General features: G+C 72.2%; 10 protein-coding genes. 4 read left to right on the top strand and 6 right to left on the bottom strand.

All coding sequences use genetic code 11. From position 1 onward, the window contains the following. Positions 1-12 precede the first annotated feature (12 nt). From LUM46_RS09680 to LUM46_RS09670, 3 genes are all read right to left on the bottom strand, one after another. Entirely contained in the window at positions 13-3,855 is a 3,843-nt protein-coding gene (locus LUM46_RS09680) for a DUF4132 domain-containing protein (RefSeq protein ID WP_274993628.1), read from the bottom strand. Between the two features lie 250 nt (positions 3,856-4,105). Further along, positions 4,106-5,557 carry an aspartate--tRNA(Asn) ligase gene (gene aspS, locus LUM46_RS09675; RefSeq protein ID WP_274993627.1) on the bottom strand — a complete coding sequence of 484 codons (1,452 nt, stop codon included), beginning with the start codon at positions 5,555-5,557 and terminating at the stop codon, positions 4,106-4,108. A gap of 251 nt (positions 5,558-5,808) precedes the next feature. After that, positions 5,809-6,693, bottom strand: coding sequence for an alpha/beta fold hydrolase (locus LUM46_RS09670; RefSeq protein WP_274993626.1), 885 nt, complete (start codon positions 6,691-6,693; stop codon positions 5,809-5,811). A gap of 150 nt (positions 6,694-6,843) precedes the next feature. Here LUM46_RS09670 and LUM46_RS09665 point away from each other — a divergent pair, with 150 nt between their 5' ends. The 4 genes from LUM46_RS09665 to LUM46_RS09650 all read left to right on the top strand — a co-directional run bounded on the left by LUM46_RS09665 (position 6,844) and on the right by LUM46_RS09650 (position 11,346). Then, positions 6,844-7,494, top strand: coding sequence for a biliverdin-producing heme oxygenase (locus LUM46_RS09665; protein WP_274993625.1), 651 nt, complete (start codon positions 6,844-6,846; stop codon positions 7,492-7,494). A gap of 117 nt (positions 7,495-7,611) precedes the next feature. Then, on the top strand, positions 7,612-8,403 hold the full coding sequence (locus LUM46_RS09660; protein ID WP_274993624.1) for an SDR family NAD(P)-dependent oxidoreductase: 792 nt from the start codon (positions 7,612-7,614) through the stop codon (positions 8,401-8,403). A gap of 76 nt (positions 8,404-8,479) precedes the next feature. Next, positions 8,480-10,216 carry an FAD-binding protein gene (locus tag LUM46_RS09655; RefSeq protein ID WP_274993622.1) on the top strand — a complete coding sequence of 579 codons (1,737 nt, stop codon included), beginning with the start codon at positions 8,480-8,482 and terminating at the stop codon, positions 10,214-10,216. A gap of 113 nt (positions 10,217-10,329) precedes the next feature. Next, positions 10,330-11,346, top strand: coding sequence for a LacI family DNA-binding transcriptional regulator (locus LUM46_RS09650; RefSeq protein WP_274993621.1), 1,017 nt, complete (start codon positions 10,330-10,332; stop codon positions 11,344-11,346). A gap of 37 nt (positions 11,347-11,383) precedes the next feature. Here LUM46_RS09650 and LUM46_RS09645 read toward each other — a convergent pair whose 3' ends face one another. The 3 genes from LUM46_RS09645 to LUM46_RS09635 all read right to left on the bottom strand — a co-directional run bounded on the left by LUM46_RS09645 (position 11,384) and on the right by LUM46_RS09635 (position 15,669). After that, a complete protein-coding gene (locus LUM46_RS09645; protein WP_274993620.1) occupies positions 11,384-13,780 on the bottom strand; it encodes a glycoside hydrolase family 31 protein in 2,397 nt (798 codons plus the stop codon). A gap of 75 nt (positions 13,781-13,855) precedes the next feature. Beyond that, positions 13,856-14,731, bottom strand: a complete 876-nt coding sequence (locus LUM46_RS09640; protein WP_274993619.1) for a carbohydrate ABC transporter permease — start codon at positions 14,729-14,731, stop codon at positions 13,856-13,858. A 5-nt stretch (positions 14,732-14,736) separates the two neighbouring features. Continuing rightward, positions 14,737-15,669: a carbohydrate ABC transporter permease gene (locus tag LUM46_RS09635; protein ID WP_274993618.1), complete on the bottom strand. Its 933-nt coding sequence runs from the start codon at positions 15,667-15,669 to the stop codon at positions 14,737-14,739. Between the last annotated feature and the right edge of the window lie 6 nt (positions 15,670-15,675).

Here is a 15,675-nt window from a genome sequence, read left to right as displayed (position 1 = left end):
TGCGGTGACAGCTCAGTACTGGCTCTTCTTCTCCCAGTCCGGGTCGAAGACACCGCCCTCGGCGACGGTCACGTAGTCGCGGTAGGACACCGCCAGGAGGGCCTTCGGTACGTCCTTGACCGGAAGGCAGCCCTGGTCACCCCACGTGCCGGTGCGGCGGAAGACGAGCTGCCGGACGGCGGCGGTGATGTTCTCCTCGGGCAGGAACGCGCCGGTGAACTCGATCTCGACGGTCACGCCGAGCGTCGAGTACTCCTTGCGGTAGGCGTCGAACCAGCCTGCGTCCTCCGCCTGTGACCGGGCGTAGCCGAGCTTCGTGGCGCGACCGCGGATCGTGAACGAGTCGCTGAGCCAGCCCTTGCGGGTCTCGATCGCCCGGGCGCCCTCCGGCACGTCGGGCAGCAGGTCGGCGGCCGGCGGGGCGTCGGCGCCCAGCCCTTGGTCGAACAGCGGCGTGATCTCGTAGTCGGCGAGATGCGCCCGCCAGGCCGGCGCGCCCGACTCGGTGTCCTCCCCGAGCGTCGTGGCGTGCACCAGCGAGACCCGGGCGTCGTCCGGCAGGGTGACGTCCTCGTCGTCGACGCCGATCAGCGCGCCGCCGTCCCCCGGACGGAACGTCACCGCGCTCGAGCCCCTGTCGGCCGCCCACACCAGGCGTGCGGCGAGGCGCGACATCAGTGGGTGACCCAGCACGAACTCGCGCCAGTCGGCGAAGGGCCAGGTGCGGTCCGTGACCATCGCTTCGGCGAAACGCTGGGTCTGCAGCGTCACGACGGCCTTCAGCTCGGCGCGCGACTCCTTGAGCTGGCGCTTCGCCTCGGCATAGGTCTCGGCGTCGTCCGACGCGCGCTGTGCGGGGAGCGCCTTGACGACCTTGCCCGTCGGGTTGCGCAGCTCCAGCGTGAAGGCCTCGGTGATCCGCCCGGTGACCACGCGGTCGCCGTCGGGCGCTCCGAGGTCCAGGCGCAGGATGCCGTCGTCGTCGAACCCGGCGGTCTGCACCGTACGGTCGGCCAGCTGCTCCGCGTCCCAGCCGTTGCGGTCCGCGATGTCCTGGGCGAGGGCGGTCGCGACCTCCTGGACGCTGCGCTGCTTGAAGCGGCGCGAGACCGCGAGCAGCTGCTGCACCGCGGCCCGGTCCCCGTTGGCGGCCAGTGCCCGTACCAGGTACTCGGCCTGCGCGCGCCGGCCCTTGTGCGCGGAGAAGTAGTGCTGCGCCGTCGTGGCCAGCTCCGCCCCCGGCATGCCGACCGTCAGCGCGAGCAGCCCCTTCTCCTGCGTGGCCGAGCCGAGGTAGGTGGCCTGGTGCTGCTTGTAGAGGATCTTCCAGAAGTCCTCGACGGACTGCTCCGCCTGGTCGCCGTAGTACTCGGGGTACCTCTTGATCAGCGCCTGCATGCTGTCCCACCGCGTCTGCGCGTTCTGGTCGGCGTACGTGCGGGACTCGTCGACCGAGGGGTTACGGGTGTCCTGGGCCAGCCACGCACGCAGGACGAACGAGCCGAGCACGGCCTGGGACTGCGGGTCCAGCAACCCGACGTACCGGGCGATCAGGCCCTCGCCGCTGGGCGACTTGAGCTTGGTCGCCAGGACGACCCACCACCGCACGACGTCGCTAGGCACCTCGTCGCCGGGCGTACCGTCGATGCCCGCCCAGCGCACCTGGGGCAGCTGGTCGAACGGGAACCAACCGAGACTCGCCGGCATCTTGCCCGTCAGACCCTTGACGGCCTCGGCGCGCAGGATCTCGGGGGCGAGGTCGGTGGCGATGTCGTCGCCCAGCGCCTCCAACGCAGAGAGCAGCGTGGCGCGTGCTGCCTCTCGGCGCTCCTTCTTCAGGACGGCACGCAGCGCCGGCACCGCGGCCGGGTCGCCGATGCGCGCGAGCCAGGCGGCGGCCGACGTGCGGATCTCGGCCTTGGGGTCGGTAAGCGCCTGCTCGGCCAGGAGACGCGCGCCGGAGTGCGCCTCCAGCACCTCCTGCGCCGCGCGACGGTGGGTCTTGCCGGTACCGAGGGCGAGCGCCGTGACGCTCGGCAGCAGGTGCGGCGGGATCGCGGGGAACTGCCGGAGGATCTCCAGCGCCCTCGCGGTCCGGCCGTCTCCGCCCTCGCCGCGCCGCAGCGCACGTTCCAGCAGCTGCGGCCGTTCGGCGAACCAGGGCCACGCCACCGCGGCGGTGATCTCCTGGGTCCCCCACCAGCGATCGAGCACGAGCTCGGTGAGGAGCCCGTCGACGTCCTCGGCCCCTACCCGCTCCAGGCCTTCGTGCAGCTGACGCAGGTCGGTGACATCGCCCAGGTGTCCGTGGAGGCTCCACAGCACGTTGTGCCTGTTGCCACGGCCGAGGGCCGGCACGTGCAGCCGGATACGGAGCATGAGGCCCTGCCCTGCGGAGGGACCCTGCCCGGCGAACGGGTCGCGGCGCTGGTCGGCCAGCCACAGGATCAGGGGCGAAGGCCGGTCCTTGCCCGAGTTCCTGATCGGCTTCCCCCCGGCCAGCGCGGTCGGGAGCGCCTCGAAGTCCTTGTCCGTGATCTTCTGCAGCTGGCCGAGGTCTCTCCGGGCGGCCTGCAGCGACCAGTCCTTCGAGTCGTGCGAGAAGCGCTTCTTGAGCTCCTCGAGCCGCGCACGCGCCTCGACGGTCGCCGTCTCGACGACGGCCCGCACCTCCTTGAGCAGTGCGTCGTCCAGCACCGGGTCGGGCAGCGGCTCCCATGCGGGGAGCTCGATCGTGACGTCCTTGGCGGGCGACTCCAGCGCCCGGGACCGCTCGATCGTCTGGGCGAGCAGCCGGACGCGCGCGTTCTGCCCGCTCGCGGCCTTCCCGTTCTCGTCGACCAGTGGCGCGAGCGCTGCCCCGCACGCGTCGAGGCCGCCGTCGAGCGAGGCCAGGCGTGACACTGCCTCGCCGAGGCTGCCCGACGGCGCCGTGGTCAGGGAGGGCGCGAGAAGTGCCACCTGGCGCGCGTCCGGCAGGGCCGCGAGGTGCGTCAGTGCCGCGTTCCGCACGCCCTTGGCCCCGTCGACCGCGAGCGCGGCGACGATCCGTGCGAGTCCGTCGTCCGCCACACGCTTTCCGATGCGGTCGAGCACCTCCGTCTTGCCCGCGGCGTTCAGGCGTGGCGTGAGCGTGGCGAGCACGGAGACGTGCTGGGTGACGTACTCGTCGAAGGCGGGGGTCGTGGCGATCGCCGTGCGCGGGTCCGTGTGCCAGGAGTGGCCCTTCGTGGACCGGTGCAGGATGCCCAGCAGCACGGTGTGCACGGCGTCGTCGGCCGGCACGCCACCCTCGACCGCGGCCGCTTCGAACGCCGCCGGTGTCCAGCGCGCCCCGGCGCCCTTCCCGGCCGACGAGCCGTCCGCGCCCGACCGCGCCGACCGCTTGCGGCCCGCTGCACTCAGGTGGGACGTGTCGTGCAGCAGCAGGGACAACCAGCCGGGCACACCGGGCATCTCCACGGTCTCGCAGATCTGGGCCAGCAGTCGCGCGAACCGCACCACGGTCTCCACCCCGGCATCGGCGTAGATGCGGCGGCGCGAGCGGTTGCCGACTTCCTGCGTCCAGTTCTTGTGCAGGGCGGCGACCTGCTTGACGAGATCGGGCGCGACCCAGCGGGAGTAGTAGCTCGTGCGTCCGGGCTGATCGAGGAGGCTGTCGACATGGTCCGTGCGGACGGGGGCCACGCGAGCGAGCACCTCCGGCGTCGTGCCCTCGAGCACGTAGCCGACGGCGTCGTCGTACAGGCCGTCGTACAGGGCGGCGTTCAACAGCTTCAGCGGTGCCAGCGCGTCCTGCACCGTGCGTGCGACCCCGTCGCCGCCCTTGACCCGGTCCACCAGTTCCTGAAGCATCTCGTTCCTCACCCAGCCGTCGGGCACAGGGCACAGCTCACCCCTGTGTCGCGCCGCATCAGCAGCGCGCGCCACAAGGTAGCGGCGACCACTGACACACCGGCCCCCGGACCAGCACATTCACCCGACGCGGCCCCGTCGGCAGCCCGTCAGGAAGTCGGCAGTTCGTCAGAAGATCGGCAGCTCCGACTACCGATCTCCTGACGAACTGCCGACCATCCGATCCGCGTCCCGGATCCGCCGCCCCGCGCTACGGGACGAGGCGGTGCAGGTCTCTCGGGAACGGCGTCACCTCACGGACGTTGGCCGCCCCGACGAGGCGCGCCACCCAGCGCTCCAGGCCGATCGCGAAACCGCCGTGCGGCGGCATCCCGTGCCGGAACGCCGCCAGGTATGTCGCGTACGACGCCGGGTCCTCGCCACGCGCCTCGAGCGCCGCGACGTAGTCGGCGTACCGGTGCAGCCGCTGTCCGCCCGTGACGAGCTCGAGACCGCGGAACAGCAGGTCGAAGCTGTTGCTCCACCGCGCGCCTCCGGGCCCGCCCGCCGGTCTGCCCACGGGCTCGCCCCCGGCTACGCCCCCGAGCGCGCCGTCCGGCGCCGGACCCGAGCCAGCCTCGGGGTGCGTGTAGAACGGCCGCTTCGCCAGGGGGTAGCCCTCGACGGCGACGAAGTCCGACCCGTGCTCGGCCAGGGCCCACTCCCCCAGCGCCCGCTCGTGCCCGGGGGCGAGGTCGGGCTCGTCCGACGGCGCGCCGACGAGCACCAGGGCGTCGGCGAAGTGGAGCACCGGGATCTGGGCCGGGACCTCGGGCACCTCGACGCCCAGCCGCTCGGCGGCCCCCGCGGTGCGCACGGCGTCGGCCATCCCGGCGAGCACGTCACGGAGCACCGCCAGCACGTCACGGTGGTCCCGCACGAAGCCGAGCTCGACGTCGAGCGAGCGGTACTCCGCGAGGTGCCGCACGGTGTCGTGCGGTTCGGCGCGGAAGACCGGACCCACCTCGTAGACCCGCTCGAAGACGCCGACCATCTGTTGCTTGTAGAACTGCGGCGACTGCGCCAGGTACGCGGGCCGGCCGAAGTAGTCGACGGGGAACACGTTCGCCCCGGACTCGGTGGCGGTACCCACGAGCTTGGGCGTGCAGATCTCCGTGAAGCCCGCCGCGTCCAGCGTGGCGCGGAAGCCGCGCAGGCTCGCCGCCGCGACCTCCCACCGCGCTTTCTGGGCGGGATGCCGCCAGGCGACCGCCGCATGGTCGAGCAGCGTGGGCAGCGCGGCCGTCAGGGCCGGCCGCCACAGCTCCACCGGCGGGGTCTCGGCGGCGTCGGTGAGCGCTGTGATCGCGGGGTCCGTGACCTCTACGCCGCCCGGTGCCTGGGGGTTCGCGGTCACCGTCCCGGTCACCTCGACGGTCGTCTCCTCCGGCGGCACCTGCGGCGCCGCGGAACCAGGACCGGACCAGGAACCAGGACCGGACCGCACGACCACCTGGGCGAGGCCCGTGCGGTCCCGCAGCACGAGGAACGTCACCGTCGCCAGCTCACGACGGCGGTGGACCCAGCCCTGTAGTCGGACCGTCGAGCCCGGCAGCGCGGCGGCGAGGTCGCGCGCCAGCGTGCGAGCCGGCTGGTGAGCGGACGCGGCGGGGCCCGAGGCGGCACGAACAGACGTGGCAGGGGTTTGCGAAGGTGGTCTCATCAGTCCTCCAGAGAGCGAAGGCCCTGGAGGAGCGGGCGGGGGCTAGGTCGCGGTGCCACCACTCCTTCGCCGGGAGACCCCGGCCTCTCGTCGGTACGCCGCACGCGCGGGCAGGGCGCTCGCCCGGTCACCCGGGCCGAGGGTCGTCACGCCTCACGCTCGCCACGACACACGCTATGCCCGACGGCGACGGCCTCGCCACACGTTTTCGCCGCACCAGCACGGGGGCGTTGCGGAGGACGCCGACGCCGTCATGCGCCCGCGTCGAGCCACTCCCGCACGGCCTGGCCGACGGCGTCGGCGTCCTCCAGCGGCACCAGGTGCCCGCGACCCGCGAACTCCACCACCTCGGGCTCACCCGGAAGTGCCGCGCGGAGCCGCGCGGCCTGCTCGAAGGGGATCCACGGGTCGTCCACGGCCCAGCCGATACGGACCGGGCAGCGCACCTGGCCGAGGCCGGCCACGATCGGCGCGGTGTCGGCGGGCGAGAGCTGGGCGATCTGCCGGTAGAACGCGGCCTGCCCGGCCTCGTCGAGCCAGGGCTCCGCGAGCGTCTCGACCGCGGCGGTGGGCAGGTGGTTGTTCGCCGCACCGGCGATGTACTCCTTGACCAGGGCGGCGTGCAGCGGGCCGGGCACCGCCGCGAAGACCGACTCGTTCTCGGCCACGAGCCGGAAGAACGGCGAGCCCCACGGGTCCAGCGCCACGATGTCGAGCAGGAACAGGCCCGCGACGTCGGCGTCCTCCAGGAGGTGCGCGCCGAGCGCCACCGCTCCCCCGATGTCGTGCGCCACCACCTGAGGCCGGTCCAGCGACCAGTGCCGCAGCAGGGCCGCGAACCGCCGCCGCTGGGCGACGAGATCGACCGGGTCCGCGGCGTCCTTGGACGATGCGCCGTACCCGGGCATGTCCCACAGGAACACGCGGTGGTCCTCGCTCAGCGCCAGCGCGACCGGTTCCCACACCCGCGCCGACCACGGCGTGCCGTGGCACAGCACGACGTCGCCCACCGGCGGCCGGCCAGCCGGCTCCAGCACGTAGGTCGCGACGCGGGCACCGCCGACGTCGACGAAGACGGGCGCGGGCAGGGCGGACGGCGAAGCAGACGAAGACGAAGCAGACCGTGCAACAGACATACGGCTGACCGTAGCTCGACGGTCAGCCGACCGGGTCCGCTGCCCGCTCCGCCCGGGTGGGCAGGCGTGAGGTAGACCTAAGTCCGGTTGCTATGCTCGCGACGTGATGACAGCTTGTCAGCACGTTGCTACCGCGTCGGAGGAGAATCCATGAGCCTGCCCGTCGAGGAAGAGATCCCGCTGTCCGCCCTCCTGCGCGAGGGCACGCGCGCCGACCACGGCGCCGCCAACTCCGAGGACTTCATCGAACGGCTCATGTCCGGGGCGCTGAACCGCGCGGCCTACGCGGATCTCTCGGCCCAGCTGCTCGTGGTCTACGAGGCGCTCGAAGAGGCGAGCACCGCGGTGCGCGACGACGAGCGGGGCGCCGGCCTCGTCTTCCACGAGCTCACGCGCGTCCCGGCGATCGAGCGGGACCTCGCGTTCCTGTACGGGCCGTCGTGGCGCCAGGAGATCCGGATCCTGCCGTCCACCCGGGACTACGCGGACCGGGTGCGCGAGGTCAGCGGCAGCCTGCCGCATTACGCCGCGCACTCCTATACCCGCTACCTCGGCGACCTGTCGGGCGGTCAGATCGTCAAGCGCATGATGAAGCAGCACTACGGCCTCGACGAGGGCGGCGTGGACTTCTACACGTTCCCCGACATCCCGAAGATCAAGGTGTTCAAGGACGCGTACCGCAACCAGCTCGACAGCCTCGACCTGGACGAGGACGAGGTGGCCACCACGCTCGCGGAGGCGCATCACGCCTTCCACCTGAACCGCGTCGTGTTCACCGAGCTGGCCGCGATCCACTGCTGACCCGCGCCGGTCTCGCCCGACGGTGAGCCGGCCACGGTCAGACGACCACGAGAGACGACCACGGCGGATCGGCGGCCCGAGTTCAGCGCGGTCGAGCCCGGCGAACGAGGAGCAGCGTTGACGGCCCACCCGACGACCCGCCCCAGCGAGGCCCTGACCAGCGAGGCCCTGACCGGCAAGGTCGTGATCGTCACCGGTGCCGGCTCCGGCATCGGCCGCGCCACCGCCCGCGCCTTCTCCCGCGCCGGAGCGCACGTGCTCGGCGTCGGACGGCGCGCCGCTGCCCTGGACGAGACCGCCGCCGGGCACACCGGGATGGTGACGCTGTCGGCGGACCTGCGCTCCCCCGGTGCGCCGCAGCAGGTGGTCGACGCGGCGACCGACCGGTGGGGCGCCCTCGACGTACTGGTCAACAACGCGGGCGCCACGGCGATGATGGCGCTGGCCGACACCACCGCGGACGGTATCGACGAGCTGCTCAGCCTCAACGTCGTCGCGCCCAGCCTGCTCGCGAGCGCCGCCCTGCCCCACCTGCTCCGGTCCAAGGGGTCGATCGTCAACGTCTCCAGCACCTACGGGCACCGGCCGCTGCCCGGCGCGGCCCACTACGCGGCGTCCAAGGCGGCCGTCGAACAGCTCACCCGCAGCTGGGCGCTGGAGCTCGCCGCCGACGGCGTCCGCGTCAACGCCGTGGCGCCCGGGCCCACGGAGAGCGAGGCCCTCACCGCCGCCGGCCTGCCCGACGCCGCCGTGGCGCAGATCAAGCGGGACGAGGCAGCCCGCATCCCCCTCGGCCGGCGCGGTGAGCCCGAGGAGGTCGCCACGTGGATCGTGCGGCTGGCTGACCCTGCCACCACCTGGCTCACGGGCCAGGTCCTCGCGGTCGACGGCGGTCTGCAGCTCACCTGATGACCCATCTCACATGTTGAGAATCCTCACAGCCGGAACCTGTCACGAATCGCGGCCGCCGGTGGTCGGATTGAGTATGAACACCACAGAGCGTCGGATCTCAACGGCAGTGCTGGTCATCGGGACGGGCGGGTCGGGCCTCCGGGCCGCGATCGAGCTCGCGGAGCAGGGTGTCGACGTGCTGGCCCTCGGCAAGCGGCCGCGCATGGACGCCCACACCTCGCTCGCGGCGGGCGGGATCAACGCCGCACTCGGCACGATGGACGCGGAGGACAGCTGGCAGCAGCACGCCGCGGACACCGTCAAGGAGAGCTACTTCCTGGCCAACCCCCACACGGCGGAGATCGTCGCGAAGGGCGCCGCACAGGGCATCGCCGACCTCGAGCGGTACGGCATGGCCTTCGCGCGCGAGGAGGACGGGCGCATCTCGCAGCGGTTCTTCGGCGCGCACACGTACCGCCGCACCGCCTTCGCCGGCGACTACACGGGCCTGGAGATCCAGCGCTCGCTGGTCGGCCGGGCGGCGCAGCTCGACATCCCCGTCCTCGACTCGGTCTACGTCACGCGGATCCTGACGCGCGACGGCGCGGTGTTCGGCGCCTACGGGTTCGACCTGACCGACGGCACGCCGTACCTGATCCACGCCGACGCCGTGATCCTCGCCGCCGGGGGCCACAACCGCATCTGGCGGCGCACCTCGTCCCGCCGGGACGAGAACACCGGCGACTCGTTCCGCCTCGCGGTCGAGGCCGGCGCACGCCTGCGCGACCCCGAGCTGGTCCAGTTCCACCCGTCCGGCATCCTCGAGCCCGAGAACGCCGCCGGGACGCTCATCTCGGAAGCCGCACGCGGTGAGGGCGGCATCCTGCGCAACGCCCTGGGCGAGCGGTTCATGCAGAACTACGACCCGGAACGGATGGAGCTGTCGACCCGCGACCGGGTGGCCCTGGCCGCGTACACGGAGATCAAGGAGGGCCGGGGCACCGAGAAGGGCGGCGTCTGGCTCGATGTCTCCCATCTCCCGCGGGAGACGATCATGACGCGCCTGCCGCGCGTCTACCAGACGATGCTCGAGCTGCAGATGCTCGACATCACCGCCGAACCGATCGAGATCGCCCCCACCGCGCACTACTCCATGGGCGGAGTGTGGGTGCGGCCGGAGGACCACAGCACCGAGGTCGACGGCCTCTACGCGATCGGTGAGGCGTCCAGCGGGCTGCACGGCGCGAACCGCCTGGGCGGCAACTCCCTGATCGAGCTGCTGGTGTTCGGCCGCATCGTCGGCCGGGCCGCCGCTGCCTACTCCGCCGGCCTGGAGGCGCAGCGCCGTTCGCACGACGCCGAGGCCGAGGCCCGCGCCGAGGTCGCCGACCTGCTGGCCGCCGACGGGCACGAGAACGTGCGGGCCCTGCAGCGCGCGGTGCGCAACACGATGACCGAGCACGCCGGCGTCGTCCGGGACGAGCAAGGGCTGGTCGCAGGCCTGCGCGAGCTGGACGAGATCGAGGTGCGCGCCACGGAGGTCGGCATCCACCCCGACATCGCCGGGTTCCAGGACCTGGCGCACGCCTTCGACCTCAAGGCGTCGCTCATCGCCGCCCGCGCCACGCTGGAGGCGGCCCGCGAGCGCCGCGAGACCCGCGGCTGCCACAACCGCTCCGACTACCCGGACCTCGACCCGGCACTGCAGGTGAACCTGGTCTGGTCGCCCAGCGCGGGCGTGGTCCGCGAGGAGATCCCGGCGGTCCCGGAGGAGATCGCCGCACTGATCCAGGAGCAGGAGGTCTCCACGGCGGGCAAGCTGGTCGAGTAACCGCCCCGGCCCGTTGAGTGCTGGGTATTTGTGCGATCGGCAGCTCCGGAACGACAAATACCCAGCACTCAACGAGGAGCGTGCGGCTCACCGTCCAGCGGTAACCTGCCGACATGAACCGGGTGACCCTGCAGGACGTCGCGGACCGCGCGGGGGTCTCCATGAAGACGGTGTCCAACGTCGTCCGCGGATACCGTCACGTCAGCCCGGGGATGCGCGAGCGGGTCCAGGCCGCGATCGACGCGCTCGGGTACCGGCCCAACCGCACCGGCCGCAGTCTCGCGACCGGCCGCTCGAGCATGCTCGGGCTCGCCTTCCCCGACCTCCGGCGGCCGTACTTCGCCGAGCTCGCGCACGTGTTCGCACGAGTCGCCGAGGCGCGCGGCTACCGCCTCCTGCTCGCGGAGACCGGCGCGACGGCCGACGGCGAGCGCTCGGTGCTGCACGACCGCGAGGCCGGGATCATGGACGGGATGGTCATGCAGCCGCAGGCCCTGGCCGCCCGCGACCTGGACGCCGTGCGGCACGGCATGCCCATCGTGTTCCTCGGCGAGGACCCGCAGCCCGCGGGCGCCGACCAGGTCGCGATCGACAACGTCGCAGCAGCCCGCGAGGCGGTCGGACACCTGGTGCGGCTGGGCCGACGGCGGATCGGGTTCCTCGGCCACGAGGCGGACCACCTGTCCTGGACGTCGACACTACGGATCGAGGGCTACCACGCCGCGCTCGACGACGCGGTCCTGCCCGCCGATCCGGCCCTGCTCGTCCCCCGGCGACAGGACGGCGACGCCCGCGACGCGGAGGAAGCGCTCAGCGCCGCGCTCGACGCCGGACTCGAGCTGGACGGTCTGCTGTGCCGCGACGACCTCGCCGCCATCGGCGCTCTGCGCGCCCTGCGCCGGCACGGCCTGGACGTCCCGGCCGACGTCGCGGTCATCGGCTGGGACGCGATAGAGCTCGGCGCGAGCACCGCACCGAGCCTGACGTCGGTCGCGCCGGACACCCGGGCGCTCGCCGAGCGCGCCCTCGACCTGCTGCTCGACCGCCTGGACGGGCTCGACGAGCCCGGCCGCCACGTCACCGTCGGGCACACGATCCTGTTCCGGGAGAGCGCCCCCGAGCTGCGCTGACTCAACCCTGGCCGAACTGGCCCCGACGCGGGTCGCCCTACCGGACCGAACCCGTCCGCGCCGCGAGCTGTTCGACGAGCGCCGCGCGGACCGGCTCCGGCAGCTCGACCGCCGTGAGCTCCGCCAGCCTCTCCGTGGCGCTCCGGTCACTGCTGACGACGTCCCACGCCTCGAGCTTCTCCGGGTTGCCGATCTGCGCGGACTCCAGGATCACGCGCGCCGCGTCGCGCCGGTCCGAACCGACCCGCAGGGGTCCCCCGTCGACTCGGAGGACGAGCTCGCCGCCCGCGGCACTGCCGGCGCTCACGCTCCACCGCCCGTCGGCGCCGCTCACCTCGGCGGGCGCGCCGTTCACCGTGACCGGTCCCTCGGGCAGCGCGGCGAGGAAGGTCACCGTCCACTCCCGGCTCGCGGGCAGCACGCCGGTGTTGCCCTCCGCGGCGCCGATCCGGAGCTCACCCGCCGCACGGTCCCAGGACAGCACGGTTCGTGCCGCGGGCCCGCTGCCGTCACCGACGGCGTCGTCCTCGCCGTCCTCGGCCAGGACCAGCTCGCCGGACGCGGCGGGCGCGACGAGCACCTCGAACGCCGTCGGGTTGCGCGTCGCGTCGAGGTCCGTCCCGGCGTCGAGCGGCAGGATCCCGCCGGCCCGCAGCAGGACCGGGATGGACGCGTCGGTCCGGTGCATCTCGACGGTCCGCCCGCCCTCGTAGACGGCGTCGGTGAAGATGTCGGTCCACAGGCCGTCCGGCAGCCAGACCCGCACGCGACCCCGCAGCGACGCAGCATCCCGGGGCTCCGTGATCGGCGCGACCAGCAGCTCGCTGCCGAACGCGTACTGATTGGGCACCGTGTACGCCGCCGACCGCCGCGGCTCGAGGTGGTACATCGGCCGGACGAGCGGCACCCCCTCGGCGGCGCGGTGGTTCATCGTGTGCAGGTAGGGCACCATCCGGTGCCGGAAGCGCAGCGCGTCGGTCATCGCCGCGCGGTGCTCCGGCGGGAACACCCACGGCTCCTTGCGGATGAACGGGTTGTTCGCGGAGTGCAGCCGCATGATCGGCGAGAAGACGCCGAACTGTACCCAGCGGGTGGCGAGCTCGTCGTCGCGCACGCCACGCGTGTGGCCGCCGATGTCGTGGCTCCACCACGAGTACCCGATGTTCGCCGCGGTGGCCGTGAACTCGGGCTGGAAGTGCAGCGATGCCCACGAGACCACCGTGTCGCCGGAGAAGCCGACGGCGTACCGATGACTCCCGGGCCCGGCGTACCGGGAGAACGTCATGCCCGGACCGCCGTCCCGGGCGGCGTCGAGGTGGTGGAAGTGGTTCAGGACCCACAACGGGTCGACACCGGGCAGCCCGGAGGTGCGGCCCTGCTGCCAGTCGATCCACCAGAAGTCGACGCCCTGGGCCTCCAGCGGGTGGTGCAGCTCGCTGAAATACGCCTGCAGGAAGGCCGGGTCGATCGGGTCGAAGGGAATCGGCTCCCCGCTGTCCGGGTCCACACCCAGGGCGCGGGCCACCGCCGGGTAAGCGTCCTCGAAGGCGCGGACGCCGTCGGCGGGGTGCAGGTTGAGGGTGGTGCGCAGGCCCCGGTCGTGCAGCGTGCGCAGGAACGTGGCGGGATCGGGGAAGAGCGTGGGCTCCCAGGAGTAGCCGGTCCAGCCGTTGCCGAACTCCGGCGGCACCGACGCGACCCGGTGCCAGTCCATGTCGATCACCGCGACGGAGAACGGGATGCCCTCCTCGTCGAAGCGGTCCAGGAGAGCCAGGTAGGACTCGTCGCTGTACGGGTGGTAGCGGCTCCACCAGTTGCCGAGCGCCCAGCGCGGCAGCCGCATCGGGTGGCCGGAGACCCGGTACAGGTCCTGGACGGCGTCCGCGTAGTCGCGGCCGTGGGCGAACACGTACAGGTCCTGCCGACCGGGGACCCGCGAACCGACCCACCCGTCGTCCTCGAACAGGAACGACACGGTGTCGTCGACGACGGCGATCCCGTCGGGCGCCACGACCCCCGGCTCCAGCTCGGTCCGGCCGTCGACGTCGTCGAGGGTCCGCGCCGTCCCTCCGAGGTCCCGGGTCGGCTCGCCGTACCGCCAGCGTCCCGCGTCGCGGCCGAGCACCTCGACGACGAGGCCGCTCGCGGAGAACTCCCCGCCGTCGTAGCCCAGCCGGGCACGGCGGGTGGTGAGCACCACGCCTGCGCCGACGCGCTCCACGGCGAAGTCGACGGGAGGTAGGTCCCGGCGAACCGCGAACGTGGAGGCCCGGTCTTCGAAGCCGCCGTCGGCCGAACGCTCGATCCGGAAGACGCCGTCGGTCAGGACAGTGATCCGCCAGCCGGCGCCGTGTACCTGCTGCTCGTGCCGCGCGTGCGGCGCCGCCTCCGGCAGGGGCCGGATGACGGGCAGGCTCTCGGCGATCTCTGACATGACTCTCCTCGTGCTCGGTTCAGTGCTGGTGCGGTGCTGGTGCGGTGCGCAGCTCGGCTCTGCGCACAGCCCGGCTCAGTGCTTGACGGCGCCCTGGGTCACGCCGCTGATCACCCAGCGCTGCGCGAACAGGTAGGCGATGATCGTCGGTGCCATCGCCATCAGGTACGACGCGAAGGCGACGTTGTAGTTGGTGCCGAACTGGCTCTGGAAGATGTTCTGCACCACGGGCAGGGTCTGCAACGCCGGGTCGGACATGATGAGCGACGGCATCATGAAGTCGTTCCAGGACGCCAGGAAGGCGAAGATGCCGACCGTCGCGTTCATGGGCCCCAGCAGCGGCAGGATGATCCGCCAGAAGATCTGCCCGGTGCTCGCGCCGTCGATCCGGGCGCTCTCCTCGAGCTCGATCGGGATCGAGCGCAGGTACGCGGTGTACAGCAGCACGCTGAAGGACAGCTGGAACATCGCGTGCAGGATGCCCACGCCGATCGGGTTGTCGAGGCTGGTGAGCGCCGTGAGCTGGATCTGTGGCAGGGCGACCACCGGGAACGGCAGGAACAGCGCCACCAGCAGGTAGATCATCGACCAGCGGAAGAACCGGTGCGACCAGTTGCGCGCGATGGCGTAGGCGGCGAGCGAGCTGAGCAGCAGGGTCAGCACGACGGCGAGCGCCGCGACCGCCAGCGAGACGGCGAACGACACCGGGAAGCGGGTCAGCTCCCACGCCTCGGCGAAGCTGGCCGGGTTGAACGGCTCCGGCAGGGAGAAGGCGTTGCCGTCCGCGGACTGGGTGCTGGTCTTGAAGGCCATCGACAGCGTGACGTACAGCGGCACGAGGACCGTGAGCGTCGCGAGGCCGAGGACGATCGTCAGCGGCCAGTTCGTACGGTTGACGCGGCCTGCACGGCCGGCACGGCTGGCGGGGCTGGCGGGGCTGGCAGGGTTCACGGTGGTCACAGCTTGACCGCCCTTCCACGGGTGGCGACGATCTGGGCGACGGAGATGAGCGCGGTCACGATCAGGAACACCGTGGCGTTCGCCATCTGGTAGGCGTAGTCGCCCCCGGTGAAGCCGCTGAAGATCGTCATGGCGACGCTGCTCGTGGCGGTACCGGGCCCGCCGCCCGTCAGGCCGACGATGACGTCGTACACGCCGAGGTAGCCCTTCACGCCGAGGATCGTGTTGATCAGGATGAAGCCCGCGATGAGCGGGACGGTGACGGAGCGGAACTGCCGCCACGGGGAGGCGCCGTCGAGCGCGCTCGCCTCGTACAGCTCGTTCGGGATCGACGTCAGCCCGGCCGTGTAGACCAGCAGCGCGCCCGGGATGGTCTGCCAGGCGGACACGATCACGATGGAGAGCCAGGCGAGGTCCGGGTTGCCGAGGATGCTCTCCTCCAGCGGCCCGAAGCCGACGGCGGTGGCGATGGCCGGCAGCGAGTTCGAGAACAGGAAGTTGAACACGTAGGCCACGACGATGCCCGAGACCACCATCGGGATGACGAACACGGTGCGGAGCGTCGTCGCGAAGCGGATCCGCCGGGACAGCGCCACGGCCAGCGCGAGCGCGATCACCTGCGCGACGACGACGGTGACCAGCGCGAACCCGAGCGTGAAGCCGTACGACTCGAGCATCCGCGGGTCGGTGAAGAGCGCGGCGTAGTTCCGCAACCCCAGGAACGACCAGCGGCCGAAGCCGACGTAGTCCGTGAGGCTGTAGAAGACACCGATCAGGGCCGGCACGACGACGAAGGCCGTGAACACGAGCAGCGTCGGCACGAGGAAGAGGTAGTACACCGGCTCGACCCGTCGTCCGCCTGCCGGACGGCGGCTCGGCGGACCGGCCTCCTCCGCCGTCGGCAGGGACAGGGTGGCGTGTGCTGTCATCGTCGC

This window comes from Promicromonospora iranensis, assembly GCF_028994805.1.
Classification (GTDB): Bacteria; Actinomycetota; Actinomycetes; order Actinomycetales; family Cellulomonadaceae; genus Promicromonospora; species Promicromonospora iranensis.
Note: the sequence above shows the minus strand (reverse complement) of the source record. Positions and strands in the feature narration are given on the sequence as shown.

Bases quoted from the DNA above. Each gene is read 5' to 3' on its own strand.
- LUM46_RS09680 (WP_274993628.1), bottom strand. From the start codon at position 3,855: ATGCTTCAGGAACTGGTGGACCGGGTCAAGGGCGGCGACGGGGTCGCA.
- aspS (WP_274993627.1), bottom strand. From the start codon at position 5,557: ATGAGACCACCTTCGCAAACCCCTGCCACGTCTGTTCGTGCCGCCTCG.
- LUM46_RS09670 (WP_274993626.1), bottom strand. From the start codon at position 6,693: ATGTCTGTTGCACGGTCTGCTTCGTCTTCGTCTGCTTCGCCGTCCGCC.
- LUM46_RS09665 (WP_274993625.1), top strand. From the start codon at position 6,844: ATGAGCCTGCCCGTCGAGGAAGAGATCCCGCTGTCCGCCCTCCTGCGC.
- LUM46_RS09655 (WP_274993622.1), top strand. From the start codon at position 8,480: ATGAACACCACAGAGCGTCGGATCTCAACGGCAGTGCTGGTCATCGGG.
- LUM46_RS09650 (WP_274993621.1), top strand. From the start codon at position 10,330: ATGAACCGGGTGACCCTGCAGGACGTCGCGGACCGCGCGGGGGTCTCC.
- LUM46_RS09645 (WP_274993620.1), bottom strand. From the start codon at position 13,780: ATGTCAGAGATCGCCGAGAGCCTGCCCGTCATCCGGCCCCTGCCGGAG.
- LUM46_RS09635 (WP_274993618.1), bottom strand. From the start codon at position 15,669: ATGACAGCACACGCCACCCTGTCCCTGCCGACGGCGGAGGAGGCCGGT.